Here is a 26,379-nt window from a genome sequence, read left to right as displayed (position 1 = left end):
TTGAGTCTGCCGGCGAAATTTGCTTATTCCTCTCGTTTTCGTTCAGCTTTTGCAACTTCTTCGGCGTAACGAAATAAATCGAGCTGGTGAAATGCTTCGTCCCGCGAGTACACATCAAGGGCTGTTACACCGACAAGACGGATGTCCTCACCATCATAATATTTTAAAAACAAAGCTTTTGCGGCCTCAAAAATATCATCTGCTTCCATTTTCGGATTCACAGACGTTTGACTGCGGGTCATCGTTTCATGATTCCGGTTGCGGAGCATAAGCTGAATATTATTGGAACATAGATGATGATGTTTCAGCCGGACAGCAACTAGCTCTGACAGGCGTTCAAGCTGCCGCAGAAGCTCTGCATCATCGTTTGTATTCTCCCGCAAGGTCGTCGAGCGGCCGACAGACTTCCGATCGCCGGCAGCTTCCGGGTCCACCTGGCGTTCATCAATCCCGTGAGCCCGCTCATACATTTTTTCTCCTTTAATGCCGAATTCCGCTTTCAACCAGAGAGCATCAGCTTCAGCAAGGTCACCGATCGTTTTTAAGCCGGCGCGGTTAAGGCGTTCGTTCGTTTTTGCACCTACGCCGTGCATTTCAATTAAAGGCAGCGGCCAAAGTTTTTCTTGAATGTCCCGCTTACGTAACACTGTGAGACCGTTTGGCTTCTCCATGTCACTTGCCATTTTCGCTAAAAATTTATTTGGCGCCACACCGATACTGCACGGGAGCCCAAGCTCACCAAAAACAGCTTGCTGTACGAGGTTGGCAAGATTTAAGGCATCGTTTGTTAACGCCTCATCTGTCACATCCATATAACCTTCATCAATCGATACCGGCTCAACAAGCGGCGTAAATTCAGTAAGCTTAGCAAACATGAGTTGTGACATTTCTCGGTAACGATCAAAATTCGGAGGGATAATGATTAGATCAGGACATTTCCGGCGCGCTTCCCAGACGGGCATTGTTGTCTTAACGCCGTAAGCACGAGCTTCATAGCTCGAAGTTACGACAATTCCCCGGCGCTCTTTCGGATTGCCGGCGATTGCCACCGGTTTGCCGCGAAGCTCAGGGCGGTACAATAATTCGACGGACGCATAAAAGCTGTTCATATCTACATGAAACAAAACTGGATGCTTTTTTGACGCCTTGTTTGCCACGTTCATCCCTCCTTAAAATTTCATAACTTTCAATACAAGAAATCTTATTGCATTATCTTCATAAATTAGGTATCATTATTAGTTTTATCTATGTTATCATTAATTTATCTAGGAGAAAGCAGGTGATGTCATGGATATTCACCCGAACAACTGTCAACCAAATTTCACAGTTATTATGCAGGAAACAGAAACTGTCGCACATGTGATCCGTACAAATACCGGACACTCACCTTCAATTACACAACTCTCGCTTGCGCTTGGACGAACAGAAGAACTCATTCTAGAAGCTATGGAGTACGGTCCGGCTATAAACGCAGAAACTGCCCCGCCCGTATCTCCGTCATCTTTATAAATGTTAATCACGTTAGAAAAGGCGCCCGGCTGCTGCCGGTGCGCCTTTTTTATTCAGAAGACCCATTTTCTGCACCGCTTTCCACCCAGTTTATAAAACCATCACCGTGGTAGGTCTGGTTAATCCGGCGCAAAAATTCATAAATATAGGTAAGGTCTTCTTCATTAGCTTCACAGTTATCCAAAAAATTTTCTAAACGATGCGTAAAACCTTTTGAAGCTTCCACTTTTTCCTCACCAAGCGTTGTAAGCACAACATACGAAACGCGTAAATCTTCTTCGTTTTTCGATGTTTGTACTAAACCTTTTTCTTTCAGCCGCTTCATCATCTGCATCACGGTGGATAAATCCCAAAGACCTACCTCTGCCACCCGTGACATCGTTGCTTTCCCTTCAATTTGAATGATCCAAAGGGTATGCTGCTCTGCAAGCGTCAGCCCAATTTCACGTGCTGAACGCTGCCAGTCTTCCTCGAGCACTTTGTAAGCACCGCGAAACATATTTAAATACTTATGAAACTCCATGGCTTCCAAACTTTCATCCTCCTGTTATGCATGTACTGTTCTTATTGATTTGTACCGGCGGTTTCTTGAATAATTGCAATGACCATTTCTGCTGCTTTCGTTAGTTCAGCGATGGACATTTTTTCATTCGTTGTATGAATGTCTTCGTAACCAATGCCTAAATTAATCGTTGGCACCCCGTAGCCGGAAATAATATTACCGTCACTTCCTCCACCGCTTTGCAGCTGTTTAGGTTCACGACCGAGTGATTTCGCTGCTGCGATTGCTTTAGCGACAACTTCATCTTCTTCTGACAGCTTATAGCCTGGGTAAATGATTTCAACATTAACATCAGCGCTTGCGCCGGCTTTTTCAGCAGCTTCTTGAAATGCCTTCGTCATCGTTTCTACTTGTTGATCGAGTTTTTCGCGAACGAGCGAGCGGGCTTCAGCTGTAATCGTCACTTGATCACACACAACGTTCGTTGCGCCTCCACCTTCAAAACGCCCGATATTAGCTGTCGTTTCCTCATCGATCCGGCCGAGCGGCATGGCACTAACTGCACGAGAAGCTACAGTAATTGCTGAAACCCCTTTTTCCGGCGCTACACCGGCATGGGCTGTTTTTCCGTGAACCGTTACATTAAATTTTGCCTGCGTTGGTGCAGCTGTAATAAGGTGACCGACCGGGCCATCACTATCGAGCGCATAACCAAAGTCAGTTTTTAGTTTTGATTCGTCTAAAGCTTTTGCTCCGACAAGTCCTGATTCTTCACCTACGGTAATAATAAACTGAACCGTTCCGCGGTCGAGCTGCTGCTCTTTCAGCACTTTAATCGCTTCAAGCATCGCTGCAAGCCCGGCTTTATCATCTGCCCCGAGTACTGTTGTTCCATCTGTTTTCACATATCCATCTTCAACGGTCGGCTTAACCCCTTCACCTGGGGCGACCGTATCCATATGCGACGTGAAATAAACGGTCTTTGCTGCGTCATTTGTTCCTGCTAGCGTGCAGATTAAATTGTTCGCTTCATGCTCAGTGGTTTCAGCTGCATCATCTTCTTCCACAGTTACACCGAGCTCTTCAAATTTTGCTTTAAGCAGCCGGGCAATTTTTCCTTCTTTTTTTGTTTCTGAATCCACCTGGACAAGTTCTAAAAATTCGTCAAGCAACCGTTCTTCATTGATCATCGTTATGTACATCCTTTCTGTCTTGTTTTTCGCACAATTCATACAACACGCCTTTTGTATCTTTCGGATGCAAAAAAGCAACAAGTGCTCCGCCGGCCCCGGTGACAGGTTGATCCTGCAGCGTCCGGATCCCGGCTTGTTTCATTTCTTCCATGCGGGCTTCAATATTTGTAACGCGGAGGGCAACGTGATGAATACCTTCACCGCGTTTGTTTAAAAAGCCTGCAATCGGGCTTTCTGCTGATACTGGCTCTAATAATTCAAATTTTGCTTCACCAATTGTTAAAAAAGCAACTTTAACGCCTTGCGCCTGTACTTCCTCTGTTTTTTCATGGGTTAAACCGAGCACATCCGTATAAAACGGCAGATGCTCTTGAAGTGAATGAACGGCCAGACCGAGGTGATCAATTTTTTCAGGTGCTTCTCCTAACATAACACCGCCCCCTTTTTTCATCTTCTTTATGATGAACTTGCTGTGACACCTTGAGCCTATCCTCGTTTTTTCGTACAATAGAAATCAAAGTCCATTACATTTGGAGGGATCTTCTATGCCACGCAAATTTCAAACAATAATTATATACTTTTTAATTATTACGCTCGTGCTCGGCAGCCTTTTAACCGGCCTTGCGATGATTTAAGCAAGTTTTAAGACCGCAGCTTTCAAAGCCGCGGTCTTTTTTTAATGCAAACCAGCGTTTGTAAGCGCTTCATACGCTAAGTGCTCCATCGACTGACCGGGCTCATGAACGACGGTGACACGCGTTCCGTAATCAATCTGTTCGTATAAATCAGTTACATCTTCATTATACATGCGAACGCAGCCGTTGGATACCGCCTCCCCTATCTTTTCCGGTTCATTTGTTCCATGAATTCCGTATGTGCGTCCATCGCTTCCCGGAACATCTAAGCCAATCCAATGAGAGCCAAGCGGATTATCCGGATCGCCGCCTTCAATGTTTTCCGCACGGTAATAAGGCTTTTCAGCTTTCACTATGACTTGATACACCCCCGGCGGTGTAGGGGTTTGCGGCGTGCCGCTTGCGACTGGATAAACGTCTTCAAGCTGTTCTTCTACAATTACCCCAAGTTCCTGCTCAGCTGTGTTAATCACGAGCTCTTCCTCTCCCGGCCACGCGGGAAGATCGAGCGGCCAAAGTGGCACCACCGCTGCAAACGATAAAACTGCTGTCAAAAGCACTGACATATCACTGCCTCCTGCTCTTAGCGCTAACGCTGCTGCCGCGCTGCTAACTTTTCTTTTCGGCGCTGCCGGCGCGTCTGCTTCTCCTGGTTCGCGGTCTCCGTCCGCTCATCATCCGGCTTAAAGCGCCGCTTAATATTTAAGTATTGTTCCATCTCATGCAGGATATAATACAGCGCCGAGCGAACTTCAAATTCTTCGCGCGTTTGCGGCAGCTCACTTTGCTGAAGTTCTTCTTTCACATCTGCAAGCTCCTGAAGCATTTCTTTTGAAGTGTTGCCAGGGTGTACCCCTTTGCCTAACCGATCCATATAAGCTGCGATCCTTTCCCCCTGCCAAACCGAGCGGTCGAGGGTCGACACAAACGGCAGTGTTCGTTCGAGTACTTCAAGCTGTTTTTCCCGCATATGAAAATAACGGTAAAAGTAATCATCATAGCGAAAGACGTGATTTTCAATGCTCTGCAGTGCTTTCGTTTTCCCATCTTCAATGAAAACAGGTGCTTCCGCCAACTCTTTTCCGTCCCAATCGGTCTCCTGCTCACGAATAAAACGAGCGTACTCTTTCCAGACCGAAGCAAACGTTTCTTCAATCCGAACTTGATCTTCAAGCAGGTTGTGCTCAACACTTGGCATGTATAAGTTCATCACAAGTGCTACGCTAATCCCGATCGCAATTAAGAGCAGTTCATTGAGCACAACGGCCGGGGTGATCATCCCGAAGGTGTAAATGTGAAGCATAATGACCGCACTTGTAACGATCCCTTTTTTCGCATCAATTTTCACCATGCTTGGGATAAATAATAAAATCAATAACGCAAGCACCCATGGTTCATAGCCAAAAAGCTCAAACAATACGCCGGCATAAAGCATTCCGGCTAAGCACGCCACGACCCGTTCCCATGATGCTTTCAACGAATCTTTTTTTGTAACAGAGATACATAAAATCGTGATAATTCCTGCCGAAGCGTAAAAATCTAAATTGAGCTGCTGTGCAAGAAAGACAGCAAGTGCAGCCCCCAAAGCTGTTTTAATGGTCCGATAACCAATCGGAAACATGAGGTCATCCTCCTGATTCAAGATTAAAAAACCTCAGCTGCATAGCAACTGAGGGTCGTTTTCATCATTTGGCGCGCCTATCAGGATTCGAACCTGAAATACGAGAACCGGAATCTCGCGTGATATCCATTTCACCATAGGCGCATCTATTTCGTTTGCGACATAAATTATATTATCAGAGCAACACAGCAGTGTCAATAAATTTTTCGCCCGCGCAAAAAGAGTCATTTCTTTCAGCACGGGCCTTATTTTACGCCTGCTCCTTTGTCGGATCTTCAGCGAGCATCGCTTCAAAGCGTTGATTGATTTGGTCTTCATTATAGCCGGCACGGTGGAGACGGAGCGTAAAGTTTTGTGCCCATACCTTCGTACGTTCATGCATTTTTTTATACTTTTTACGTTTCTGCTTTTTCTTATCTTCTTTGATCCGGCTTTTTGCATTTGATGTTAAACTCTCAACAATAAAGAGCGCTTTCCAAAGATCCTCTTCTTCAAGCTCTAAACCATTGGCATCAAGTTCTTTCATGACTTCTTTATAAAAAGCTTCAAACTCGTCAAAGTCGATCTCTTCTTCCATGTTCAAATAAACTTGTACACGCTGATAAAACTCTTCCATGTCCAAACCCCTTCTTTGTTTGTCATTTATCTCATGCATTATACAAAACTTTACGGTTTATCGTCAATCAACGCTAAAAAGCCCCTGCAGCTTAACGCAAACAGGGGCATCATTGAAGATTCCATTAGCTGCAGTGCGCGTCAAATGCTTGTTCAAGCTTTTGCACAACTTCGATCGGTTCATGGCCTTCAATTTCGTGGCGCTCAATCATTGTTTGAATCTCGCCATTTTTTAGTAAAGCAAACGACGGCGAGGACGGCGGATAACCAGTGAAGTAAGACCGTGCTTGTTCAACCGCTTCTTTATCCTGACCAGCAAATACTGTGACAAACCGATCCGGCTTCGTATCATAGTTTTTCATATACGCAGCGGCCGGGCGTGCAATACCACCGGCACAACCACATACAGAGTTCACCATGACTAAGGTTGTCCCATCTTCTTTAAGAACTTGATCCACATCTTCTGGTGTTTCCAAACCTTCATATCCAGCTTTCTCCATCTCATCGCGAGCGGTCTGCACCACATCATTTATGAAAAAGTTAAATTCCACGTCATCGACCTCCCTATAAATTGTTCCACTTGTATTTTATCGTGTCAGCGACAGATTCGCAATTATCCGGCTTACAACAGATGGATAAATAGCGAAATTCAACGCTTAAATGAAGACTGCCGAGATGCAGCAGCCTTCATTTCTATATGAAACAATCAAAAGAGAGCCTTAATCTTCACTACTTTCAAGTGCGGTGCCAAGGTTTTCGATATTACGCTCCATTAAGCTCATGTAATCTTCGTCATTTTCCACATCTTCTTCAACAAGGGCTTCTAAGTTATGAAGCTGCAATTTGTCTGCGCCAACTTCTTCTTGTACGACTTCTGCCGTTGCGACCGGAATGTTTTGCTCATACATGAAGTAGTTGATCCCTTCATCTTCAACAATAGCAATTAAGCTTTCAAGCTCCTGCTGAGAAGGTTCATTTTCCGGGGATAGGCCGGTAACACCGAGTTGGTGAATGCCGTAACGCTCCTCCCAGTAGCCGTAACCTTCATGAGAAACGACGAACGTATCCAATTCAGCGTTATCTGCCATGTCAGTAAACTTCTCATCTAGTTCTTCAAGATCAGATTGCAGCTCTTCAAGATTTTCAGCAAAACGCTCCTCTTGTTCAGGCATCGCTTCAGCAAAATGGTCTTTTAAATGTTCAGCTGCCTCTGAAGATTTGACAGGGTCAAGCCATACGTGCGGATCTTCATCGCCATGGTCGTGGTCGTGATCATCTTCATGGTCATGGTCATCTTCATGGTCATGATCATCTTCATGGTCGTGATCATCTTCATGGTCGTGATCATCTTCATGGTCGTGATCATCTTCATGGTCGTGATCATCTTCATGGTCATCTTCATGGTCATGATCATCTTCGTGATCGTGAGCGTAGTCGATTAAATCGAGACCTTCTACAGCTTGTACAACTTCTACGCCTTCACCTTCAACAACGTCCTTCACAGCATCTGCGAATCCTTCCATGCTCGCACCGTTATAAAGAAAGATATCAGCATCAGCGATTTCAGTCATTTCTTGCGGGCTTGGTTCATAAGTGTGCGCATCAGCACCTACCGGAACGATATTTTCAACTTCAACTGCATCTCCACCGATCCGGTTGGCAAAGTCCTCCCAAGCGTACAATGTCGTGTATACTTGTAATGGATCCTCGACTGCTTCTTCGTCGCTTTCATCATCTTCATCATCATCATCTTCTGTTTCATTTTCGCTTGCAGATTCTTCAGCGTCATCTTCTGTATCGTTCGAAGCTTCTTCTTCATCGCCGCAAGCATTAAGCACAAGAGATGTACTGATCGCAACTGAAGCAAGCACGGAAAACTTTTTCATACTCAAACCTCACCTTTCGTAACGATTACGTTTTTCATTAAGTACAACATGTATAATACCGTAATGGTTACGCTTTGTAAACAGGTGAATTATAATTTTTAACGATCGTTTTATGCAGCATTTGTGCCCAGGTTTCGTGCTCGCGCACACTACCCCCCACACGTGCAGTTCAACCGTCATAAACGTAAAAAACTTGCGGTCATGAAACTCACCGCAAGTTTTTAGCTCATTCATTCATTTAAATGCTGCGCTCAGGGTCGATATTTTCCAAGTAATCCTTCACATACTGTAAAAACTGTCCGGCAACAAGGCCATCGAGAACACGGTGGTCTAGTGACAAGCATAAGTTGACCATGTGCCGCACAGCGATCATATCATCTTGCATGATGACAGGGCGCTTTACAATGGACTCCACCGATAAAATGGCAGCTTGCGGATGATTAATAATTGGCATCGACTGCACAGAACCAAAGGAACCGGTATTGTTAATCGTAAATGTCCCCCCTTGCATCTCGCTTGAAGCAAGGGTGCCATTTCTTACTTTACCGGCAAGTTCTTGGACTTGGCGCGCAAGACCTTGAATGTTTTGTTCATCTGCGTGCTTAATGACCGGTACGTACAAGGCTTCTTCAGTTGCAGCTGCCATAGACATGTTCACAGCCTGCTTTTGAATAATCTTATCGCCGGCCCAGGTGCTGTTTAAACGCGGGTATTTTTTCAAACCTTGGACAACTGCTTCAATGAAAAACGGCATAAATGTTAACGAATAGCCGTTACGCGCTTTAAATGCTTCTTTATGCTTCTCGCGCAGCTTCACAAGGTTCGTTACATCTACTTCGATCATGGTCCAAGCGTGAGGAATTTCATGTTTGGACTTCAACATGTTGTCTGCAATCGCTTTACGCACACCGGAGACTGGGATTTCTACATCTCCTGCTTCACTTTGTACTGCTTCAGCCGGCTTCGTGCTGTAAGTTGGTCCAGCCGGGGCAACGAGTGCTTCCTCAGCCGCTTGTGAAGCTGGTGTTGTTGATGTCTTCTCCGCTACTTCAGCCCCGCCGGAAGCGATATAGCTTTCCACATCTTTACGAGTAATGCGCCCGCCGCGGCCGCTGCCGTTCACGTGATCTAAATTGATGCCGTTTTCCTGGGCCAGCTTTAAAACAGCCGGTGAATAGCGCTTTTTCATACCTGAATCTGCTTCATCGGTTTCAGGAGCTGGTGCCTGCGCTGCTTTTTCTTCAACAGGCGCTTCTTCTTCAGCTTCACCTTCAACTTCCATATAGCAGATTAAATCCCCGACTTGAACCGTTTCATCTTCACTAGCAACAAGCTCTTGAACCGTGCCGGTATAAGAAGACGGGACTTCTGCGTTTACTTTATCGGTCATAACTTCAGCGATCGGATCATATTTTTTAACGCTGTCGCCTGGAGCGACGAGCCACTTACTAATGGTACCTTCAGTTACACTTTCCCCGAGCTGGGGCATATGAATTTCTTTTGCCATAAGCGGCGGGTCCCCCTTCGTTAAAATTCCGCTAAGTCGCGCATCGCCTGCTCAACTTTATCAGGATTGATCATGAAGTATTTTTCCATTGGCGGTGCATACGGCATCGCTGGTACGTCTGGACCGGCCAGCCGCTGAATAGGTGCATCTAATTCAAACAAGCATTCTTCAGCAATGATTGCGGATACTTCACTCATGATACTGCCTTCTTTATTATCTTCAGTAATTAATAACACTTTCCCTGTCTTTTTCGCCGCTTCAACGACCGCCTCGCGATCAAGCGGGTAAACGGTACGTAAGTCAAGGATGTGTGCGTTTACGCCTTCTTTTTCAAGCTTATCTGCTGCCTGCAGGGCAAACTGAACGCTTAAGCCGTACGTGATGACTGTTAAATCATCACCTTCACGCTTGACATCTGCTTTCCCTAGCGGCAAGGTGTAGTCTTCTTCAGGGACTTCTCCTTTTACAAGGCGGTACGCCCGCTTATGCTCAAAAAAGAGGACCGGGTCGTTCGAGCGGATCGCTGCTTTGAGCAGCCCTTTTACATCATACGGCGTACTCGGCATAACAATTTTTAAACCTGGTGTATTTGCAAACATTGCTTCAACAGACTGCGAGTGATAAAGTGCACCGTGCACACCACCGCCATATGGCGCACGAATCGTAATTGGACAATCCCAGTCGTTATTCGAACGGTAGCGGATCTTTGCTGCTTCCGAAACAATCTGATTGACCGCCGGCATAATAAAATCGGCAAACTGCATTTCTGCTACCGGCCGCATGCCATACATTGCCGCGCCGATCCCAACACCGGCAATGGCCGATTCAGCAAGCGGTGTATCAAGTACACGTGCTTCCCCAAACTGTTCATACAATCCGTCAGTCGCCCGAAACACACCCCCGCGGGCACCGACATCTTCTCCGAGAACGAACACGTTGTCATCAAGTTCCATTTCTTCGCGCAGCGCTTCAGTCACTGCTTGAATGTACGTGCGGACTGCCATCAACTCTCCCCTTTCTACACTTCTTCGTATACGTGGCGAAGCGCCGCTTCTGCATCATCATAAGGCGCATTTTCCGCCGCCTCAGTCGCTTCATCCACTTCAGCATCAATTTTTTCGTTCAGCTTTGTTTCCACTTCGTCCGTTAAAATTTCCTGCTCGCGCAAGTACGTCGCAAATGTGTAGAGTGCGTCGAGCTTCTTCGCTTCCTCTACTTCTTCACGCGTCCGGTAGGAGCGATCATCATCGTCGCTTGAGTGCGGTGTTAAACGGTAGGATACAGTTTCAATGAGCGACGGACCTTCACCGCGGCGCCCGCGGTCTGCTGCTTCTTTTACCGCTTCATACACAGCTAACGGATCATTACCGTCGACACTTTTACCCGGCATGCCGTAGCCCGGTGCCCGGTCAGCAACACTTTCACAAGCCAGCTGTTTCTCTAGTGGAACTGAAATGGCGTATTTATTGTTTTCACAAAGAAAGATGACCGGAAGTTTATGCACGCCGGCAAAGTTTGCCCCTTCATGAAAGTCACCTTGGTTGGAAGAACCTTCACCAAAGGTTGTAATCGCAACAAAATCTTCACCTTTCATTTTGCCGCCTAACGCAATTCCAACAGCGTGCGGCACTTGTGTTGTTACAGGTGAAGAACCTGTCACAATACGGTTTTTCTTCTGTCCGAAATGCCCCGGCATCTGCCGGCCGGCGGAATTTGGATCTTCAGCTTTAGCAAAGCCTGACATCATTAAGTCGCGAACCGTCATGCCAAACGACAGAACAACCCCCATGTCGCGGTAATAAGGAAGTGCATAGTCCTCTTTTCGGTTTAAGGCAAATGATGCCCCGACCTGCGCCGCTTCCTGGCCTTGACAGGAAATCACAAACGGAATTTTACCTGCCCGGTTTAAAAGCCACATCCGCTCGTCTAATTTACGTGCAGTCAGCATGACTTCATACATGTCCAAAACGTCTTGATCCGACAATCCAAGCGCTTCATGTCGATTTGAACTCAAAAACATTCCCTCCTTTAAAATGATCCGACGCTTTCAAAAAAGCAGTCGAAACGATCTACATTACGTAAAGTTTGATCCATATTATGAGTGGATTTGTCTTCCATCAACCGCCAGCGCCGCTTCGCCAATAACTTCAGACAAAGTCGGGTGCGGATGAATCGTTGAAGCAAGTTCAAGGCCTGAGGCGTCAAGCAGCTTTGCAAGGGCTGCTTCTGAAATAAGTTCGGTCGCCTTCGCACCAACGATATGCACGCCGAGAAGGTCATCATTTGCTTCATTAATAATCACTTTACAAAACCCTTCAGCATCTCCGTGGACGAGCGCTTTACCAACAGCTTGAAATGAGAATTTACCCGTTTTGACACTGTAACCGTGTGCCTCAGCCTCTTCTTCATTTAAACCGATGCTCGCAGCTTCCGGCCGGCTGTACGTGCAACGCGGGATGAGTGATTCATCATTCGGGTCCGGGTTCTCGTTAAACATGTGCTCGACTGCCGTGATCCCTTCATGAGAAGCAGCGTGCGCCAGCTGCAAGCCCCCGACGACATCGCCGATCGCATACATATGACTTTCTTTCGTCTGACCGAATTCATTAACAACAATAACGCCGCGGTCCGTTTCAATATCTGTATTCTCTAAGCCGATATCTTTAATATTTGCACGACGTCCAACAGACTGTAAAACAGCTTCAGCTTCAACCTGCATGTCTTGTTCGTTTTGAGTAAACGGCACTGTTACGCTTTCAGCTGTAGTCACCTTTTCGGCATCAACCGCCGCGCCTTCATAAAACGTAACCCCCCGCTTTTCAAGACGGGACTTCATTTCTTTGGATACGTCCGGATCATCAAACGGCAAAATGCGCGGGGCTGCTTCAATCACAGTGACCTCAACATCAAAGTCCACAAGCATGGACGCCCATTCAATCCCGATGACACCGCCGCCGATAATGACCATTGATGCCGGCAGAGCCTCCATGTCAAGCGCTTCATCTGAAGTGAACACGCGCTCCCCATCAGGTTTTAAGCCCGGAAGCACATTCGGTTTGGATCCGGTGGCGATAAGTACCTGTTTCGGGATTAAAATATCGTTTTCTTCGCCATCGCTTCGCTCGACAGAAATGGCGCCGGCACTAGGTGAAAAAATGGATGGACCAAGAATTCTGCCGCGTCCTTCATACACTTGGATGTTTCCTTTTTTCATTAAATACTGTACACCTTGGTGCAGCTTGTTAATGACGCTTTCTTTTCGTGCCTGCACCTTATCAAAGTTCAATGTTACACCGTTTGTCTCCACCCCGAAAGCTTCGCCGTCTTTAGCTTCAGCATATACTTCTGCACTTCTAAGCAGTGCCTTACTCGGGATACAGCCTTTATGTAAGCAGGTGCCGCCGAGTTTTCCTTCTTCAATAACCGCCACTTTTTTTCCAAGCTGTGCGGCTCTAACCGCTGCGACATAACCACCGGTGCCCGCCCCGAGCACGACGAGGTCAAGTTCTTCTGCTTCCGACATATTGATTCCTCCTCCAGCCGATCAGCGCACGGCTGCGGCATAGGTTTTAGCGTTTTCTTCTCCCTCTAATACACGAAGCGCTCCTTCATAAAGAGCTTCAAGTTCATCTTCACCCGCCCGGATGTCTACTGGCGCAATCCAGTCGGTACGGTTTTTTACTTTTGTCGTGAAGTCCTCACTGTAAGCAAGACCTCCTGTTAAAACAATTGCATCGACACGTCCTTTGAGCACTGAAGCTTTAGCGCCCACGGCCTTAGCTACATTGTACGCCATTGCGTCCCACACGAGAAGCGCTTCTTCATCACCATGAAGCGCACGGGCTTCAACAACTTGGGCGTCATGCGTGCCAAAGTGACTCATCAACCCGCCTTCTTTTGAGACCTTCCGTCGCAGCTCATTCCGGTTTAACTCTTCTTCAAGCAGAAGGGCTGCTGTCTCATCCACCGGCAGACCGCCGGCACGCTCCGGCGAGAACGGCCCGTCACCGTGCAGGCCGTCATTCACATCAACAACCCGGCCGCAATTGTGGGCACCAACTGTAATACCACCGCCAAGATGCGCAACAATCAGACGGCTCTCTTCATAAGCGAGTCCTCGCGCAGCTGCGGCTTTTCTGGCTGCGGCTTTTTGATTTAAGGCATGAAAAATGCTTGTGCGCTCAACACCTTTTAATCCAGTTACTTTGGCGACTGAGTCCATTTCATCTACAACGACAGGATCCACAATATATGCCGGAATATGAAGAAGCTCTGCTAATTCGCTCGCAATTAAAGCCCCGCCATTTGAGGCATGACTGCCATAAGCACCAGCTTGCAAGTCCTTAAGCATCGCATCATTAATCACATATGTGCCGCTTTCAAGCGGATGAAGCAGTCCACCCCGGGCAGAAATCGCATCAACATGATCGAGCCGCACACCTTCCTGGTCAACTGCTGCAATCACTGCGTCTTTTCTCCAAGCTGTTTCTGCTTTAAGATCTGCATGCTGCTTTAAAGCTTCAACATCATGCCGGATGTTTTTTTCAAATAAACAACGGCCACCTTCATATAAACCAATTTTCGTTGACGTTGAACCAGGATTTAACGTAAGCACCCGGTAAGCTTTCTTCGATGTTTTCATGATCATCACCTGCTGTTGAATTAAATTATGAACAAACGTTAACGACGGCTCAACACGTGATGACTGTTTTGTAAAAACTGTTTCCGTGAATAGCGCATGTTTTCAATCCGCTCTTCAGCCATCCGATCAGCCGCTGTTTGTGAAGAAATGTTATCGCGTGAAGCAATTTCAAACACGCGTTCAATACTGTCATAAATGGTTTCTACTTTTTTCATCGCCCGGTCTTTGTTGTAACCGTTCAATTCATCTGCAACGTTAATCACACCGCCGGAATTAATGACGTAATCCGGTGCATAAACAATCCCGCTTTCAAACAACCAGTCGCCGTGACGGGCTTCTTTTAATTGATTGTTGGCAGCACCAGCTACAACGCGAGCTTTTAAACGCGGAATGGTTTCATCGTTAAGTACGGCACCTAGTGCACATGGCGCAAAAATATCAGCTTCCTGATCATAAATATCTTCAGGGGCAACGGCTTTGGCATCAAAATCCTGCACCGCCCGGTCAACTGACGCTTTATGAATATCCGTCACAATCAGTGAGGCACCTTCTTCATCCAAGTGTTTGCACAAATTGTAAGCAACATTGCCGACACCTTGCACAGCTACTGTCCGTCCGCTTAAATCATCCGTTCCAAACGCTTCCTTGGCTGCAGCTTTCATTCCAACGTATACACCATAACCTGTCACAGGAGACGGATTTCCGCTTGAACCAAACGCTGGAGACACCCCGGTAACAAAGTCGGTCTCCTGGCGGATCATATCCATATCATGCACGGTAGTCCCTACATCTTCGGCTGTGATATAGCGGCCGTTTAAACCTTGAATATAACGGCCGAACGCACGGAACATTTCTTCATTTTTTTCCGTACGAGGATCCCCCATGATGACCGTTTTACCACCGCCAAGATTTAATCCGGCTGCTGCGTTTTTGTAAGTCATGCCACGGGCGAGCCGGAGCGCATCTTCAAAAGCTTCTTCTTCGCTTTTGTACGTCCACATCCGCGTTCCGCCAAGGGCCGGTCCGAGGGTCGTATCGTGAATCGCAATAATTGCTTTTAAACCAGAGGCACGGTCTTGACAAACGACCACCTGTTCATAATCTGCACTTTCCATCTCTTTAAATAGTTTCATGATTATACCTCCTTTGTTGAGCTGTTTCATGCATTTGAATACCTAAGGCTGCTGCATGAAGCTTATTTGTAAGTGAGTCGCTGCGTGAAGTTACAACGATCGGGGCCGCTGCTCCGGCAATCACGCCACCAACTTGTGCACCGCCGAAGTGAACAAGCGATTTATATAAAACATTCCCTACTTCAATATGCGGCACGAGCAGAATGTCTGCTTCACCAGCGACGCCGCCGCTTAATTTTTTCTTTTCAGCAGCTGCTTTAGAAACCGCATTATCAAGCGCAAGCGGCCCATCAATGATGCAGCCGGTAATTTGGCCGCGCCGGTTCATTTGCGTAAGTGATGCAGCATCAACAGTTGCCGGCATCTCTGGATTGATGGTTTCTACAGCAGCAAGTGCTGCAACTTTTGGACATTCAACACCTAAAAGATGCGCAGTTTCTACAGCATTTTCAGTAATCTGGACTTTCGTCTGTAAGTCCGGTGTGACATTCATCCCGGCATCAGTCACAAAGAGCGGCTCGCTCCGGTCTTGAAGTGCAAATTGAGCCACGTGCGATAATGTCCGCCCCGGCCGGCGCAATCCGTAATCACGGTTGACGACTTCTTTCATTAAAGCTGCTGTCTGCACCATGCCTTTGACAAGCACAGAAGCTTTGCCATCAGAAACGGCCATTACTGCAAGGCGGCTCGCTTCTTGTTCTGAACGTGTTGGAATAATTACCGCACGCGCCGACAAGTCTTCATGCCATCCGTCCTTTGCTTTTTCAAGCATTGTTTCTTCTCCGTATAACCGGACGTAAATATCTTCATTTTGAAGCAGTTCTTCGACAACTTCTAACATATGATCGTCAGCCGCCCCGGCAATGGCTAGCGTTACCGGACGGCCATTCGTTGTTGGCAGTGTGTTTAGCATCGTCGTTTGTTGCTCCTTTTCTTTTTGTATATTGTTCATCGCATTCATTTGTTCAATTTTCTGCACGACTGTCGTTGTTTCACGTACCCGTTGCAGGCACTTATGTATATTGCAACATTCATGCCAAGTTATTATTTTTGTGAAACCGCTTCAAATCAAGGTTATATAAATTTTCAACCGTGCAAATCATTGCACGGTTGAAAATTATTGCATGCTCGTTTTTGCATAACCATGTTTTTCTAGCTTGTAATATAAATTGCGAATCGAGATTTTAAGATGCTCAGCTGCTTTCGTTTTATTACCTTCAAACATCGCCAATGCTTCTAAAAGCTGCTGCCGTTCAAAAGCATCCAATCGCTCCTGCAGACTGCCGCTATATTTTTCTACGGACGGTTTCGGCTCTTCAGATTTTGTTAAGGGGGGCAGATGCTCAGGCACAATCTCTGTTGCATGAAACGGCATATGAATCACTGCCCGGCCGAGCACGTTTTCAAGCTCACGCACATTGCCCGGCCAGTGATACTGCTTTAACTCCTGCAGCGCACCGGCGGAGAGCTGCTGTACATTGCGACCATATTCTTGATTAATTTTGTACAATAAGTGCTGACATAACTCATTTAAGTCTTCAAGCCGTTCCGCAAGCGGCGGAATTTGAATCGGAAGCTTATTCAAACGGTAATATAAATCCTCACGGAACGAACCATCATGAATGGCAAGCTCGAGCTGTACGTTCGTTGCTGCAATCACCCGTACATCTACTGGAATCGAGGCTGTACCGCCAACGCGCACAATTTCTTTCTCCTGCAGCACCCGGAGCAGTTTCGCTTGTGTAGAAGCTGACATTTCACCGATTTCATCAAGAAATAGACTGCCTTCATGTGCTTCTTCAAACAAGCCGCGCTTTCCACCCCGTTTCGCCCCGGAAAACGCCCCCTCTTCATAACCGAAAAGTTCACTTTCTAGAAGCGACTCGGACAACGCCGCACAATTCACCCGGATAAACGGGCGGTACTTGCGCTTACTTGCATCATGTATGGCGTGAGCAAACAATTCTTTACCGGTACCTGATTCCCCTCTAAGCATGACATTCACCGGGGTGGCTGCCGCCGCCTGGGCTTGATTTACAGCGACCTGCATTTCTTCAGACTGACCGATAATGTCGCTGAATGTATACTTTGCTTCAAGCGTCCGGATGATTTGCCGTGCCCGCTCGAGTTCTTCAGTTAATGCCCGGATTTCTGAAACGTCTTGAATCACCCCGACGCTTCCTTTTAATGTGCCATCGACGAGGATCGGCGCTGCATTCACAAGCACATCTTTACGGTTCGGTCCGACTTTCATTCGTGCGCCCCGTACAGGCTGCTCGGTACGAAGCACCGCAAAATGCATACTTTCTCCTTCAGAAATGTCTGCTGTTGCCGGTTGACCGACAACTTCATCTGCAGTTAAGCCGGTAAGCCGGGTGTATGCAGGGTTAATTAATAGTCCGTTGCCGTTTTCATCTACAACCGAAATGGCTTCTTCTGACGATTGAATAATTGCTTCAAGCATTTGTTGTATACTTTTTAAATTGGTCACTTCTTCAGCCATATTCTGTACATCTGTCACATCTTGAAACACAGCCAGTGCGCCGAGCATCTCTTCTCCACGCCAAAGCGGAACCCGGGTCGTAACAATATTTCTGCCATTAGCAAACGTTTGCTGTTGATTCGCTTCAATGTGTTGGTGTTTTAATACATCCGGCAGCTTGCTTTGCGGTAAAATATCATAAATCCAAGCTCCGAGCGCTTGTTCGTTTGTGACACCGGTAATGAGCTCTGCCTGACGATTGTATAAAATTATTTGTTCGTTTTGATTAATCGCAATCATACCATCGTGGGTTGATTGTAAAATCGTTTCACGAAAGCGGTCATGGGCCTGCTGCTGTTTAAGTAACTCTTCTTTTTCTTCAATTAAAGCATACATGACACTCGCAACTGAGGCAGGAATTAAAGCGGCACCTTCAGGGAGCACTTCTCCGGCACGCTGGCTCACTTCTGAAGCCCCTGTTGCCTCAATAACAACATCTGGTAATACCTTTTGGATGAGCGACACATAATCTTTTGCTGTTTCGATGCCGCGCGCTTCTGCCTGCATCATGCCAGGTGCATTCAAGTCAGCATCTGCAACGCCGACAACATTGAAGCGCCCGCTTTTTTCAAGCTGCTCTAAAAGTGCTTGCCCTCCCCGGCCTGCACCTATAATAATTGTTTTTTTCAACATGCACCCTCCCGGTTTCTCCGTCACGAACTTGTCGTTTGCCTAAACAGGCCGCTTCGTTTACAATAGCGACGTAACGTGAAGGAGGTCATTTTATGCGCATTATTGCGTTTTTAATCTTAGTGATCCCCGGTATTTTAGCCGGTGTCGGTATTAAATGGATGCGCGATGTATTTTTCGGCGTCCTGCACGCACCAATCCCTTGGCTCAGCCTGCAATTTTTCCTCGGCCTTGCCATGATGATCGGCGGTATTTGGTTTATCGCTGGGTTCATTTTACACCGGGATCGTAAGCGCGGCAAAGTTCCACCTAAAACAGAACAGAAATCCGTCTAAAAGACCGGGCATGCTTATTCATTAGCAGCCCGGTCTTTGTATGAATACATAGGAGAAAAAACTTCTGCCATACTACATGACAGAGGTGATGACAGTGTTTACAAAAATCGAGTCCCGTTACGGTTACGACATGTATAAAGCGGAGTATAATGACAACTTATATATTATTCAATACAATCCAGAACGCGGAGAAATTGAACAAATGCGTCCTCTCTCTGACGGAAGCACCGACGTTGTCGCCCATTTATTTTACGACCATATCGCTTCAAAAGATAATGAAACGTCTCATTAGAAAGCAGTATTTTCCTACACCTTGAAATGATCAACGCCTGCTTTACATGTTTAGCATGAAGCGTTTTCGGCAATACACCGGCAAATAACCAAAACATGGCAGGAGGTCAGTCGTTTGGACATTTACGAGATGCAGCAGAACGGTCAGCCGAAGCAGACGCAGCCCGCACAACCCGGGATCGAATCAGACATGAACCCGCGCCCTGTACAGCCGGAGTATTATACAGGCAGTGGGAAGCTGCAAGGAAAAACAGCACTCATTACCGGTGGGGACAGCGGCATCGGAAGAGCTGTCGCCTTGGCTTATGCGAAAGAAGGAGCAGATATTGCGATCAATTACCTGCCTGAAGAACAGTCTGATGCTGATGAAACGACAACTTTGATCGAACATGAAGGACAGCGCTGCCTGCAGCTGCCAGGTGATGTGTCAGATGAAAGTGTCTGCATATCTTTGATCAATGAGTGCGTTACACAACTTGGCGGATTAAATATTTTAGTGAACAATGCAGCCATTCAATTTCCGACCGCTGATATTGAACAAATTTCTGCAGAACAGTGGGAAAAGACATTTCAAACGAACATTCACAGCGTCTTTTACATGAGCAAAGCGGCCATCCCCCATTTAACAAAAGGCGATGCGATTATTAATACAACATCAGTCAATCCATATACCGGCAATCCAGAGCTTATGGATTACACCGCGACAAAAGGCGCGATCGTTGCTTTTACACGGAGTCTCGCCCAAAACGTTGCAGAACGAAAAATCCGGGTCAACATGGTCGCGCCAGGACCGGTATGGACCCCGTTAATTCCTTCGACCTTTGATGAAGACACCGTCAGCCAGTTTGGTACGAACACCCCACTCGGCCGCCCGGGACAGCCGGCGGATCATGCCGGCGCATATGTGCTCCTTGCTTCAGATGACGGCGCATATATTACCGGACAGTGTATTCACGTAAACGGCGGTATGATCATGTCTTCTTAAGCTGTGGTGACCCTGCTTTTCGAACCGAAAAGGCAGGGTCATGTATATATTAGCGTTTTTTTACCATTCTAACGGTTTGGAGTGTACAGCCAAAGAAGTCCTCATTAAAAACTTCAACGACTTCAAAACCTTTAGCGATATAAAACTGCTCAGCACGGGCATTTCCTTTTTCCACTTCTACATCAATCGAGGCGTCAGCTGGAAGCTCTGTCTGCAGAGCTTTAAACAACTCCGCACCTACTCCCTGTCCTTGATATGCCGGCAGAAGATAAATTGCAGCAAGCTCAAATCGTTCCGGGTCTTTGATGAAGGCATTTGCAAAGCCTACCACCTGATCTTTATGCCTTACAACGAACATAAGCGTGTGCGTGATTTTTTTCTGAAGCATTTCTGTTGCATATGCACGTGCTAAAAATGCATCTTGAATGTTTCTTGGAATTAAGCCTTCGTATGTATCGTGCCATGTTGTCTGCGCGACCTTTTGAATCCCTTGGACATCCGTCTCTAGCGCAGGTGAAATGGTCACTTCACTCTTCATTTTTCAGCCTCCTTTTAAACAACTTTTTTCAAGCTTAACATAGCTTTCACAAATGGAAGGACACGAATATTCGCGTATGCTATACTTTCGAAGCAGTTATTGTTTGAGGAGGAAGTGATCATGGCTTTTACAGCTGGATTGATCTTGAATGCGATTATTTTTGTGTTAGCTAAATTGTTCCCTTACACTCGCAATCAAGCTATGATGATTATTTTAATTGCTTTTGGCATCATCGCCGGAGCCGCTTTTTTAAATCACGGAGATGAACGTGCACAGCTTCTACAAATTAGTCTCGGCATGTTTGCTGCCGCACTCGTCATTCGAATTTTTCAAACTACGCGGGAGTCGCGTAAAAAAGATAAAGCAAGTTAATCGGGTCACCGTCTTTTAAGCTAAACGAACAACAGTCAACAACGTTACAAGTAAGCCTGCGCATATATTCAATAGGCGCAGGCTTTATTTTTGTCATTTACTTACGTGGAAAGGCAAACAACACCGTCGGAAGGGCAGCCAGGGCTGTAATAAGCAGCCAGTCAACCGCCGGCAGTGCCGTTGTATGAAAGATCGGTTGCAAAAGCGGGGCATAAATGACAACAAGCATTAGCGCAACAGAGGAGATCACCGCACCTACAAGCCACATGTTAGACAATGGATTGCGACTAAATATAGAAGTTTCACTTCTGCAGTCAAAAACATGAATGAGTTGTGCTGTAATTAAAGTTGCAAACGCAATGGTTTGGGCTTTCGTTAAGTTATCCGGCTCTAGTGCAAGGCTTGTAACAAAAGCAATTAAAGTGACAATACCGATTAAAAAACCTCGAGTGATTACTTTAAACCCAAGACCCCTTGCAAAAATACTTTCATTCGGCGCTCGCGGTCCACGCTTCATGGCGTCTTTTTCTGCCCGATCCACCCCAAGGGCAAGTGCCGGAAGCCCATCCGTGACTAAATTAATCCATAAAATTTGAATCGCAGCAAGCGGCAGCGGCAGACCGAGAAGCATAGCGAATAACATGACAAGAATCTCACCAACATTTGAAGCAAGCATGTAGCGGATAAACTTACGAATGTTATCGTAAATATTCCGTCCTTCTTTCACCGCCTGCTTCAAGGTAGCAAAGTTATCATCACCCAAGATGAGGGCGGCCGCTTCTTTTGCAACACCGGTGCCGGTTTTTCCCATCGCCACACCAATATCTGCTGCTTTTAATGCCGGCGCATCATTCACCCCATCACCGGTCATCGCTACAATGTGACCATTTTGCTGCAGTCCTTGAACGAGTTCAAGCTTATGCTCCGGCGTCACACGGGAAAAGACGTAAGCGGTCCGCAGCGCTTCTTTTGCCTCAGCTTCATTTAATTTCTCCCATTCTGCACCTGTGATCACCCGGCCGTGCGGCGGCATCATATCAAGCTCTCTAGCAACAGCCGCTGCTGTTTTTGGATGATCGCCAGTAATCATCACCGTTTTGACACCGGCACTGCGGCACTCAGCAATCGCTTCTTTTGCTTCAGGGCGTGGTGGATCCATAAACCCGAGCATACCGGTGAGTACTAAATTGTCTTCTGTCGGCTTTTCTCCTGGGCTCACATGTTTATACGCAACAGCTAGCGTGCGCAGTGCCCGATCGGCAAGAGAAGCTACTGCTTTTTGCCACGTCATTGTATGCATTGGCGAAAGTGGCACTTCTTTACCACCTTGGTGCACCCTCGTGCTCCGCTCCACTAAAATGTCCGGTGCACCGCGCACAATGAGCATCCGCTCTTTTGTTTCGTTCTCCATTAACACCCCTGCCCGTTTTCTAGTGCTGTCAAACGGGTACGTTTCAATGACGCGCCATGCAGAAGAATCTGGCAAAATACGAGCGGCACAGGCAGTCACTGCTTCTTCCATTGGATCTCCGCCGCCTTTTTCCAGCCCGGCAGCAGCAGTTGTAAGTAATTGCATCGCCGGCTTCGGTACTTGACCTTTATCAATTTCAGCCGCACTGATATCAGTTCCCCAGCACCACATACGCTGCAGGCTCATTTCATTTTTTGTGAGTGTTCCAGTTTTATCCGAACAAATAACCGACGCACAACCGAGCGTTTCCACCGCAGGGAGCCGCCGTACAATCGCTTTTTCCTTAATCATTCGCTGCACACCAAGTGCAAGCGCCACCGTCACAATCGCAGGCAGGCCTTCCGGAATTGCTGCAACTGCAAGAGATACGCCGGCAAAGATCATTTGATATACATCCTGTCCTTGCCAAACACCAGCAAGGACGACAAATAAGGTTAACAATAATGCCGAAGCGACGAGCACTTTTCCAAGGTGATCGAGCCGCTTCTGCAGTGGCGTGAGCACCTGTTCGGTATGCTGCAGTAAATGCGCAATCCGGCCCATCTCGGTTTTCATGCCTGTCTCAGTTACAACGGCAAGTCCTTCACCTTTCACAATCGATGTGCCGCTATATATCATCGTTGTACGCTCAGCGATCGGCGCATCTTGATCCAATTGATCTTCATCGATTTTTGCTACCGGACGGCTTTCTCCAGTTAGAGGCGCTTCTTCCGCGTACAATCCTGAAGCTTTAAGCATCCTGGCGTCAGCACACACACGCGTCCCAGCTTTTACGTGTACAATGTCTCCGGGTACCACATCCCCTGCTTCTACATCCATCCACCGGCCATCGCGAAGTAACGTGACCGTGTGCGCTTGATATTTTTTTAATGCCTCAAGTGACCGTTCGGCTTTACGTTCCTGGAAAAAACCAAGAACACCATTTAAAAGCACGATAAACATGATCGTTAGTGCATCAACATACTCGCCGAGCAATCCGGATACAAGGGTTGCTGCAAGCAGGATTAACACCATAAAATCGCGGAACTGCGCCAAAAACAAGAGGAGCGCGTTCACAGGCGGTGCTTCATCCATCACATTTCGTCCGCAAGATTCAGCCCGCCGCACGGCTTCAACGTTTGTCAAACCTTGGGTGTGTGAAGTTTTTAGTTGTTTCACCGTTTCGTCTTTACTTAACGTATGCCAGTTCACAGACGTCCCCCGCTCTCTTTTTGCATCTTGTCCCATCGTATTCAGTGAATGGGATAAACATGCTATACTTGCAGACGGAACATAAAGGAGTGATGTCTGATGGCATTTGACGGCATTGTCACCCATGCGGTGGCACACGAATTAAACGAAACGATTGCCGGCGGTCGGATTACAAAGGTCCGCCAGCCGACAAAACAAGATATGACCCTAACCATCCGGGCGGGGCGGGTAAATCATACGCTGCTCTTATCTGTGAACTCTCAGTTTGCCCGCGTTCATTTGACCGAGGATTCATATGAACAACCGGCTGAGCCGCCAATGTTCTGCATGATGCTGCGTAAGCATTTAGACGGAGCTTTTCTGCGCCGCGTTGAACAAGCTGGCATGGAGCGGATGTTAACTCTTGTAATTGATGGACGAAATGATTTAGGTGACCCAGCGGAAAAACACGTTCATATTGAAATTATGGGCAAGCACGCCAATATTCTGCTCGTAGATCCATCAGAGAACCGTATCCTTGATGCAATTAAACATTTACCGCCTTCGGTCAACAGCTTTCGTACGATCCTTCCCGGGCAGCCGTACATCGGACCGCCAGCACAGGATAAATTAAACCCGCTTACAGTAGCAAAAGATGATATTCTACGTAAACTCGATGCCAACCAAGGCCGGATTGACCGACAGCTCGTTCATAATTTTTCGGGGATCTCCCCACTCGTTGCTGGTGAAATTACGCACCGCGCCGGCCTGGGGCGGATCGAACGTACCGCCGAAACGTTTTTGGACATGATGCAAGAGATTCAAGCCCATACGTACAACCCGTGTATTGCTGAAAATGATGGGAAAGAATACTTTTCAGCTGTCCTTCTTACCCGCTACGGTAAAGACGCTGCAGATGCTGAATCAATCAGCCGGCTGCTTGACAAATTTTATTCCGGCAAAGCTGAACGGGACCGGGTGAAGCAGCGAGCACACGACTTAGAACGCTTATTAAAAAATGAGTGGGAGAAAAATGAGCGTAAAATTACAAAGTTAGAAGAGACACAAAAACAGGCAGAGGCAACGAAAGAAGCGCAAAAGTACGGTGAGCTTTTAACTGCGCACATGCACTTAATCCAGCAGGGGATGACTGAAGTAGAAGTGATGGATTATTACGACGAAGAATCTCCTTATATCAAGATCGCCCTTGATGAAGCTAAAACACCGTCAGAAAACGCACAGTCATATTTCTCTAAGTATACGAAAGCAAAAAACTCCGAGCGCTACACCGCCGAACAAATCGAAGCAACAAAAGCAGAGTCTGCTTATTTAGAACGCCTGCTGCAGCAACTTGATGCTGCCTCTCCGGAAGATGTAGCAGAAATTCGTGAAGAACTTGAAGAAGAAGGCTATGTTAAGCAAAAAACGGCGAAGAAAAAGCGGAAGAAACAAAAAGCACCTGTACTTGATGCTTATGAATCTTCCGAAGGTATTCAGCTGTTTGTGGGAAAAAATAATAAGCAGAACGAATATTTATCGATGCGATACGCGCGGCAAAGCGATACGTGGCTGCACACAAAAGATATCCCAGGATCGCACGTTTTAATCCGCGCCGAAGATTTTTCAGAAGAAACCTTACAAGAAGCAGCTGTGCTTGCTGCTTATTTCTCAAAAGCGCGTGAATCCAGCTCAGTTCCGGTGGACTACACGCTCATCCGGCACGTACGCAAACCAAAAGGGGCAAAGCCCGGCTTTGTCACATACGACAATCAAAAAACAATCTTTGTTACACCTGATTCTGCTGAAATCCAGCAGTTGAAAAACAACACGAAAAAAGAGAACGAAACCTCGTAAAAAAACAGCCGGAGTTTCCAGCTGTTTCAGCGTGTAGACAAACCGTTAAAATGAATGATGGCTGACATCGCTTTTCGGCGGACGCTTGCCACGGGTACGGCCTCAACTTCCTCGGTAGAAAATCACTACCTGCGGGATTTTCGGCTCGTACTGTTCCCGAAGGCGTCGCCGCCGATGCTTGTCAGCCTTGCGTTATTTGATGAACATAATCGGCAGAGGGATTTTTATCAAGCAATATCTACATGAATCTGTTTCATCATGATGCATCATAAACGATTAAGCGAACCATATCCGTTGGAAATGATGATCATCTGTAAATTGAAGAGTGACCGAAACGAAAGACGGCGACTCCCAGAGGATTAAGCGCAGGCTGAAGATCCACTTGTTCGAATGATTTATATTCGAACAAGTTAGCTGAAGCCAAGCCCTCGGGAAAGCGTCCGTCTGAAGTGAAGGTCACCGGTTTTTACCCTGCTGACCTCTTATGATTAAAAAGTAAAGCGTTTGAACAAAAAAAGCCCTCCGGCTGTTTAGCCGGAGGGCTGGTTTGCTTGGCGACGTCCTACGCTCACAAAGGGTTGCCCCTTCATTACCATCGGCGCTGAAGAACTTAACTTCCGTGTTCGGCATGGGAACGGGTGTGACCTCTTCGCCGTCATCACCAAGCTGATTGAGCGTCGTTCGCTCAAAACTGGATAACCGACAACTGCTTCCACAATGATCTGCGTCTTGGTTCATAAATGTGTCTATAGGATAAGCCCTCGATCGATTAGTATCGGTCAGCTCCATGTGTCACCACACGTCCACTTCCGACCTATCAACCTCGTCATCTTCGAGGGATCTTACTCACTTAACGTGATGGGAAATTTCATCTCGAGGGGGGCTTCATGCTTAGATGCTTTCAGCACTTATCCCGGCCGCACGTAGCTACCCAGCGATGCTCCTGGC

26 protein-coding genes, 1 tRNA gene and 2 rRNA genes are annotated in these 26,379 nt (G+C 46.9%); 7 read left to right on the top strand and 22 right to left on the bottom strand.

Features of this window, described 5'->3' with window-relative positions:
- Nucleotides 1–23 precede the first annotated feature (23 nt).
- Nucleotides 24–1,157, bottom strand: coding sequence for a DNA polymerase IV (locus tag B0H94_RS00140; RefSeq protein ID WP_181315183.1), 1,134 nt, complete (start codon nt 1,155–1,157; stop codon nt 24–26).
- 130 nt (nt 1,158–1,287) lie between these two features.
- Between B0H94_RS00140 and B0H94_RS00135 the strand changes: the two genes are divergently transcribed.
- Nucleotides 1,288–1,509, top strand: a complete 222-nt coding sequence (locus B0H94_RS00135) for a hypothetical protein (RefSeq protein ID WP_106587205.1) — start codon at nt 1,288–1,290, stop codon at nt 1,507–1,509.
- A 49-nt stretch (nt 1,510–1,558) separates the two neighbouring features.
- On the opposite strand, the gene B0H94_RS00130 is transcribed toward B0H94_RS00135, so the two are convergent.
- Genes B0H94_RS00130 through mce form a run of 3 tightly spaced genes read right to left on the bottom strand, consistent with a single transcriptional unit; the run spans nt 1,559 to nt 3,634 of the window.
- Complete coding sequence (locus B0H94_RS00130) at nt 1,559–2,032, bottom strand: MarR family winged helix-turn-helix transcriptional regulator (RefSeq protein WP_245893864.1); 474 nt, start codon at nt 2,030–2,032, stop codon at nt 1,559–1,561.
- Between the two features lie 41 nt (nt 2,033–2,073).
- Nucleotides 2,074–3,201, bottom strand: a complete 1,128-nt coding sequence (locus B0H94_RS00125) for a M20/M25/M40 family metallo-hydrolase (RefSeq protein ID WP_106587203.1) — start codon at nt 3,199–3,201, stop codon at nt 2,074–2,076.
- The gene (gene mce, locus B0H94_RS00120) at nt 3,191–3,634 is read right to left on the bottom strand and encodes a methylmalonyl-CoA epimerase (protein WP_106587202.1); all 444 of its coding nucleotides are present in this window, start codon (nt 3,632–3,634) and stop codon (nt 3,191–3,193) included. The genes B0H94_RS00125 and mce overlap by 11 nt, the downstream gene beginning before the upstream one ends.
- Nucleotides 3,635–3,749: 115 nt before the next feature.
- Here mce and prli42 point away from each other — a divergent pair, with 115 nt between their 5' ends.
- Nucleotides 3,750–3,839, top strand: a complete 90-nt coding sequence (gene prli42 / locus B0H94_RS15050; RefSeq protein WP_181315182.1) for a stressosome-associated protein Prli42 — start codon at nt 3,750–3,752, stop codon at nt 3,837–3,839.
- Between the two features lie 41 nt (nt 3,840–3,880).
- On the opposite strand, the gene B0H94_RS00115 is transcribed toward prli42, so the two are convergent.
- The 14 genes from B0H94_RS00115 to B0H94_RS00050 form a co-directional block, all read right to left on the bottom strand.
- Nucleotides 3,881–4,405 carry a L,D-transpeptidase gene (locus B0H94_RS00115; protein ID WP_106587201.1) on the bottom strand — a complete coding sequence of 175 codons (525 nt, stop codon included), beginning with the start codon at nt 4,403–4,405 and terminating at the stop codon, nt 3,881–3,883.
- Nucleotides 4,406–4,428: 23 nt separating this feature from the next.
- Nucleotides 4,429–5,460 (bottom strand): aromatic acid exporter family protein, encoded by a 1,032-nt coding sequence (locus B0H94_RS00110; protein ID WP_106587200.1) that lies wholly within the window; start codon nt 5,458–5,460, stop codon nt 4,429–4,431.
- A gap of 69 nt (nt 5,461–5,529) precedes the next feature.
- Nucleotides 5,530–5,604 (bottom strand) — tRNA-Arg (locus B0H94_RS00105).
- A gap of 106 nt (nt 5,605–5,710) precedes the next feature.
- On the bottom strand, nt 5,711–6,076 hold the full coding sequence (locus B0H94_RS00100) for a hypothetical protein (protein WP_106587199.1): 366 nt from the start codon (nt 6,074–6,076) through the stop codon (nt 5,711–5,713).
- 124 nt (nt 6,077–6,200) lie between these two features.
- Nucleotides 6,201–6,626: a BrxA/BrxB family bacilliredoxin gene (locus tag B0H94_RS00095; protein WP_106587198.1), complete on the bottom strand. Its 426-nt coding sequence runs from the start codon at nt 6,624–6,626 to the stop codon at nt 6,201–6,203.
- A 168-nt stretch (nt 6,627–6,794) separates the two neighbouring features.
- Entirely contained in the window at nt 6,795–7,961 is a 1,167-nt protein-coding gene (locus tag B0H94_RS00090) for a metal ABC transporter solute-binding protein, Zn/Mn family (RefSeq protein WP_106587197.1), read from the bottom strand.
- A gap of 238 nt (nt 7,962–8,199) precedes the next feature.
- Entirely contained in the window at nt 8,200–9,468 is a 1,269-nt protein-coding gene (locus B0H94_RS00085; RefSeq protein ID WP_106587196.1) for a dihydrolipoamide acetyltransferase family protein, read from the bottom strand.
- 20 nt (nt 9,469–9,488) lie between these two features.
- Nucleotides 9,489–10,472: an alpha-ketoacid dehydrogenase subunit beta gene (locus B0H94_RS00080; protein WP_106587195.1), complete on the bottom strand. Its 984-nt coding sequence runs from the start codon at nt 10,470–10,472 to the stop codon at nt 9,489–9,491.
- A 14-nt stretch (nt 10,473–10,486) separates the two neighbouring features.
- Nucleotides 10,487–11,488 carry a thiamine pyrophosphate-dependent dehydrogenase E1 component subunit alpha gene (locus B0H94_RS00075; protein WP_106587194.1) on the bottom strand — a complete coding sequence of 334 codons (1,002 nt, stop codon included), beginning with the start codon at nt 11,486–11,488 and terminating at the stop codon, nt 10,487–10,489.
- 75 nt (nt 11,489–11,563) lie between these two features.
- Nucleotides 11,564–12,991 (bottom strand): dihydrolipoyl dehydrogenase, encoded by a 1,428-nt coding sequence (gene lpdA / locus B0H94_RS00070; RefSeq protein ID WP_106587193.1) that lies wholly within the window; start codon nt 12,989–12,991, stop codon nt 11,564–11,566.
- Nucleotides 12,992–13,012: 21 nt separating this feature from the next.
- Nucleotides 13,013–14,110, bottom strand: coding sequence for a butyrate kinase (buk, locus tag B0H94_RS00065; RefSeq protein WP_427909918.1), 1,098 nt, complete (start codon nt 14,108–14,110; stop codon nt 13,013–13,015).
- Between the two features lie 38 nt (nt 14,111–14,148).
- Entirely contained in the window at nt 14,149–15,243 is a 1,095-nt protein-coding gene (locus tag B0H94_RS00060; RefSeq protein WP_106587191.1) for a Leu/Phe/Val dehydrogenase, read from the bottom strand.
- On the bottom strand, nt 15,230–16,195 hold the full coding sequence (locus B0H94_RS00055; RefSeq protein ID WP_106587440.1) for a bifunctional enoyl-CoA hydratase/phosphate acetyltransferase: 966 nt from the start codon (nt 16,193–16,195) through the stop codon (nt 15,230–15,232). The genes B0H94_RS00060 and B0H94_RS00055 overlap by 14 nt, the downstream gene beginning before the upstream one ends.
- A 165-nt stretch (nt 16,196–16,360) precedes the next feature.
- Nucleotides 16,361–18,415, bottom strand: a complete 2,055-nt coding sequence (locus B0H94_RS00050) for a sigma 54-interacting transcriptional regulator (RefSeq protein WP_106587190.1) — start codon at nt 18,413–18,415, stop codon at nt 16,361–16,363.
- 95 nt (nt 18,416–18,510) lie between these two features.
- Here B0H94_RS00050 and B0H94_RS00045 point away from each other — a divergent pair, with 95 nt between their 5' ends.
- From B0H94_RS00045 to B0H94_RS00035, 3 genes are all read left to right on the top strand, one after another.
- Entirely contained in the window at nt 18,511–18,750 is a 240-nt protein-coding gene (locus tag B0H94_RS00045) for a DUF2627 domain-containing protein (RefSeq protein WP_106587189.1), read from the top strand.
- A gap of 94 nt (nt 18,751–18,844) precedes the next feature.
- Complete coding sequence (locus tag B0H94_RS00040; protein WP_146139894.1) at nt 18,845–19,042, top strand: hypothetical protein; 198 nt, start codon at nt 18,845–18,847, stop codon at nt 19,040–19,042.
- A gap of 114 nt (nt 19,043–19,156) precedes the next feature.
- Nucleotides 19,157–20,026, top strand: a complete 870-nt coding sequence (locus tag B0H94_RS00035; protein WP_181315181.1) for an SDR family oxidoreductase — start codon at nt 19,157–19,159, stop codon at nt 20,024–20,026.
- A 49-nt stretch (nt 20,027–20,075) separates the two neighbouring features.
- Here the strand turns inward: B0H94_RS00035 and B0H94_RS00030 are convergent, their stop codons facing one another.
- Nucleotides 20,076–20,564, bottom strand: coding sequence for a GNAT family N-acetyltransferase (locus B0H94_RS00030; RefSeq protein ID WP_106587187.1), 489 nt, complete (start codon nt 20,562–20,564; stop codon nt 20,076–20,078).
- Nucleotides 20,565–20,684: 120 nt separating this feature from the next.
- Between B0H94_RS00030 and B0H94_RS00025 the strand changes: the two genes are divergently transcribed.
- A complete protein-coding gene (locus B0H94_RS00025) occupies nt 20,685–20,936 on the top strand; it encodes a hypothetical protein (RefSeq protein WP_106587186.1) in 252 nt (83 codons plus the stop codon).
- Nucleotides 20,937–21,033: 97 nt separating this feature from the next.
- On the opposite strand, the gene B0H94_RS00020 is transcribed toward B0H94_RS00025, so the two are convergent.
- Nucleotides 21,034–23,598: a cation-translocating P-type ATPase gene (locus B0H94_RS00020; RefSeq protein ID WP_106587185.1), complete on the bottom strand. Its 2,565-nt coding sequence runs from the start codon at nt 23,596–23,598 to the stop codon at nt 21,034–21,036.
- Between the two features lie 99 nt (nt 23,599–23,697).
- Here B0H94_RS00020 and B0H94_RS00015 point away from each other — a divergent pair, with 99 nt between their 5' ends.
- Nucleotides 23,698–25,431 carry an Rqc2 family fibronectin-binding protein gene (locus tag B0H94_RS00015; protein ID WP_106587184.1) on the top strand — a complete coding sequence of 578 codons (1,734 nt, stop codon included), beginning with the start codon at nt 23,698–23,700 and terminating at the stop codon, nt 25,429–25,431.
- Between the two features lie 549 nt (nt 25,432–25,980).
- Here the strand turns inward: B0H94_RS00015 and rrf are convergent.
- Nucleotides 25,981–26,097: ribosomal RNA gene (gene rrf, locus B0H94_RS00010) — 5S ribosomal RNA — on the bottom strand.
- An 83-nt stretch (nt 26,098–26,180) separates the two neighbouring features.
- Nucleotides 26,181–26,379: ribosomal RNA gene (locus B0H94_RS00005) — 23S ribosomal RNA — on the bottom strand; the annotation flags it as partial.

This window comes from Salsuginibacillus halophilus (assembly GCF_003014715.1).
GTDB classification, from domain to species: domain Bacteria; phylum Bacillota; class Bacilli; order Bacillales; family Marinococcaceae; genus Salsuginibacillus; species Salsuginibacillus halophilus.
Note: the sequence above shows the minus strand (reverse complement) of the source record. Positions and strands in the feature narration are given on the sequence as shown.

Coding starts and splice junctions, on each gene's coding strand:
- B0H94_RS00135 (WP_106587205.1), top strand. CDS start 1,288: ATGGATATTCACCCGAACAACTGTCAACCAAATTTCACAGTTATTATG.
- B0H94_RS00130 (WP_245893864.1), bottom strand. CDS start 2,032: ATGGAGTTTCATAAGTATTTAAATATGTTTCGCGGTGCTTACAAAGTG.
- B0H94_RS00125 (WP_106587203.1), bottom strand. CDS start 3,201: ATGATCAATGAAGAACGGTTGCTTGACGAATTTTTAGAACTTGTCCAG.
- mce (WP_106587202.1), bottom strand. CDS start 3,634: ATGTTAGGAGAAGCACCTGAAAAAATTGATCACCTCGGTCTGGCCGTT.
- prli42 (WP_181315182.1), top strand. CDS start 3,750: ATGCCACGCAAATTTCAAACAATAATTATATACTTTTTAATTATTACG.
- B0H94_RS00115 (WP_106587201.1), bottom strand. CDS start 4,405: ATGTCAGTGCTTTTGACAGCAGTTTTATCGTTTGCAGCGGTGGTGCCA.
- B0H94_RS00110 (WP_106587200.1), bottom strand. CDS start 5,460: ATGTTTCCGATTGGTTATCGGACCATTAAAACAGCTTTGGGGGCTGCA.
- B0H94_RS00100 (WP_106587199.1), bottom strand. CDS start 6,076: ATGGAAGAGTTTTATCAGCGTGTACAAGTTTATTTGAACATGGAAGAA.
- B0H94_RS00090 (WP_106587197.1), bottom strand. CDS start 7,961: ATGAAAAAGTTTTCCGTGCTTGCTTCAGTTGCGATCAGTACATCTCTT.
- B0H94_RS00085 (WP_106587196.1), bottom strand. CDS start 9,468: ATGGCAAAAGAAATTCATATGCCCCAGCTCGGGGAAAGTGTAACTGAA.
- B0H94_RS00080 (WP_106587195.1), bottom strand. CDS start 10,472: ATGGCAGTCCGCACGTACATTCAAGCAGTGACTGAAGCGCTGCGCGAA.
- B0H94_RS00075 (WP_106587194.1), bottom strand. CDS start 11,488: ATGTTTTTGAGTTCAAATCGACATGAAGCGCTTGGATTGTCGGATCAA.
- lpdA (WP_106587193.1), bottom strand. CDS start 12,991: ATGTCGGAAGCAGAAGAACTTGACCTCGTCGTGCTCGGGGCGGGCACC.
- buk (WP_427909918.1), bottom strand. CDS start 14,110: ATGAAAACATCGAAGAAAGCTTACCGGGTGCTTACGTTAAATCCTGGT.
- B0H94_RS00060 (WP_106587191.1), bottom strand. CDS start 15,243: ATGAAACTATTTAAAGAGATGGAAAGTGCAGATTATGAACAGGTGGTC.
- B0H94_RS00055 (WP_106587440.1), bottom strand. CDS start 16,195: ATGAACAATATACAAAAAGAAAAGGAGCAACAAACGACGATGCTAAAC.
- B0H94_RS00045 (WP_106587189.1), top strand. CDS start 18,511: ATGCGCATTATTGCGTTTTTAATCTTAGTGATCCCCGGTATTTTAGCC.
- B0H94_RS00030 (WP_106587187.1), bottom strand. CDS start 20,564: ATGAAGAGTGAAGTGACCATTTCACCTGCGCTAGAGACGGATGTCCAA.
- B0H94_RS00025 (WP_106587186.1), top strand. CDS start 20,685: ATGGCTTTTACAGCTGGATTGATCTTGAATGCGATTATTTTTGTGTTA.
- B0H94_RS00015 (WP_106587184.1), top strand. CDS start 23,698: ATGGCATTTGACGGCATTGTCACCCATGCGGTGGCACACGAATTAAAC.